The sequence below is a fragment of the Vibrio sp. 10N.222.55.A1 genome (assembly GCF_041473835.1).
Lineage (GTDB): Bacteria > Pseudomonadota > Gammaproteobacteria > Enterobacterales > Vibrionaceae > Vibrio > Vibrio crassostreae_C.
In genome coordinates this window covers 1-2,165 of record NZ_JBFRSX010000002.1, presented here as the reverse complement: position 1 = coordinate 2,165, position 2,165 = coordinate 1, and the positions used below count along the sequence as shown (strand labels likewise).

The window sequence follows — 2,165 nt, the reverse complement described above, 5'->3', positions numbered from 1 at the left end:
TAACAAATAAGGATTAAGGTGTTGCGCAGCCAACACTAAATCCCGAGTGTTGAACAAGCCCGAAGCCACTTTGTTAAGTAAATTGTACGATTGAACTTGAAGGGCACATCGCTTTGAGGCTTTTCTCAAGGCGAGCGGGGTCAAGATAAGGTTGCGATAGCAATCTTATCAACCAGTTAGCTATTTTTCGTTTCTTTCGTCGTCACATCTCCTTTGATTTCGTCAATGCCATTCTCCTTATTATTAAATGCCTTTCGACTACATGGGTCGGCTCACTCCAACACACGCCATCTCATGCTCACAGCAAGGGCAGATTCTTATCGCTTTGCTCCTTATCGGTGCCGTTAGCGGCGGCATCATATAGACCAAGTTCAATAACAGCAGTTGAATGCGGGCTCTTAAGGCGTGAGCTTGACCACGTAAAAATCCGTAGTCTCGTACTCTCTGCAACCCTTTGGGCAGCACGTGTTGCAAAATGAGCAGCAAAAACTTCAGAATGGGCAAGGTGCGCGTTCGCCATGCATTGGTCTGACTCTCTTTATAGCGGAAGGTGACAGTATCATCTGTGATACTGATGATGTCTTCATCAGGCAGCACACCGCGATAGAGATAGCGCGCCAAATAGTTGAGTGCAGCCTGACCGTATCCTACTTGTCTGCAATCGACCACCCATTGTTTGGGTATGCCACTCGGCAGCCACAACGTTGGGTGTTGATTAATGGCCTCTAGCATTCTTGCTCGCCATACTTTGGCCAAAGCAAACGCGTTGAAGAGGTAATGCTTGTTGCCTTTGTGCCACGTTTGCCTCGACGCGTCGTATTGGCCTGCCGCCACGATAATGTGCAGATGTGGGTGCAAGTTTCGTTGTCGGCTGTGAGTATGCAACACGGCGGTAAAACCAAGTTCACCTTGCCGTTGTCGGTTGGCAAAATCCTTTAATACCCCTGATGCCACCTTAAACATACCGTTATATATCGCTTTAGGTTGATGTCTTGCCAGCACTCTCAATTGATACGGTAAAGTGAAGGTCACCATGAAATAGTGAACAGGTAACCGTTTTTGCTGTTGACGCTGTAGCCAGTCAGAAGTGGTGCGTTGTTGGCATTGAGGGCAATGGCGATGACCACAAGAAAGAGGCAATCGGTCATCGTGATGGCAGTGACTGCAGAACCATTGTGAGCGTCCTTGTTGCTCTGTTTTGCAACGGAGCATCGCCCCAATAGCTCGATGCATATCGCCATTTATCTGCGCATGATAGTGATGCTTAAGCGCACGATGATGCTGGCGAAGCAGTTCAATGAAAGTACTCATTTTATGCTCCATGTTAAGTCTAGATCATCCGTTAATTGGTTGATGGCCATTGCCGCATCATGCTGCTTTATCTGAGTCATTCGGGTGTATCGTGCCGTGGTGTTGAGGCTTGCATGACCGAGCAGTGATTGCAGTGAACGCAGGTCGACTCCTTGCTCAAGTAAGTGCGTTGCGAAGCAATGTCTGAGTGAATGAGGACTCGCATGCTTTTTGATACCACACTCTTTAAGTACAAGTTTCATCGTCTTTTGAATTCCGCCACGATCCATGGGGGTGTCGTGACATGTACCAAGTCCAGGAAATAAGTAGCAAGGATGCTTATGGGTAAGCCAGTGCGTGCGGAGTGCCTTAAGCGTTCGCTGCGGAAGCGGCACCATTCGGTCTTTTCCGCCTTTTCCTTCCCGTATGTGAACGCGCATTGTTTGGCTGTCGATATCATGAACCGTAAGATTTAATCCCTCACTGAGTCGTAACCCCATGCTGTACAGAGTAAGAAAAAACACCTGATAACGTGCTTGTCGAGTGTGAGTAATCAGCGAGCTGACTTGCTGTGGTGTCAGTATGTCGGGCAGTCGTTTTACTTGTGGCGGCTTGACGATATTGAGCCACTCCCACTGTTTATCGAGCGTGTAGCGATAGAAAAACTGCAAGCCATTACGATCGAGTTTTATGGTGCTCCACGAGTGGGTTTGAATAAGAGACGCGAAGAACTGTTTGAGGTCAGAGGTCGTTAATGTATCAGGGGCTCGGTCGAAATGAGCGGTGATCCGACGAACCGCACGGGAATAGGCATCAATGGTCGCGGGTCGTTTACCTTGCAGCTTTAGGTTGGTAAGGTGTTGTTCATAAAGGGT

General features: G+C 48.2%; 2 protein-coding genes. Both read right to left on the bottom strand.

Annotation, left to right across the window (positions count from 1 at the left end; all coding sequences use genetic code 11):
- Positions 1-258 precede the first annotated feature (258 nt).
- Entirely contained in the window at positions 259-1,311 is a 1,053-nt protein-coding gene (locus tag AB4493_RS00455) for a transposase (RefSeq protein WP_102332453.1), read from the bottom strand.
- Positions 1,308-2,165: tyrosine-type recombinase/integrase (locus AB4493_RS00450; protein WP_372154354.1), on the bottom strand; the 858-nt coding region annotated here is incomplete at its 5' end. The genes AB4493_RS00450 and AB4493_RS00455, both read right to left, overlap by 4 nt.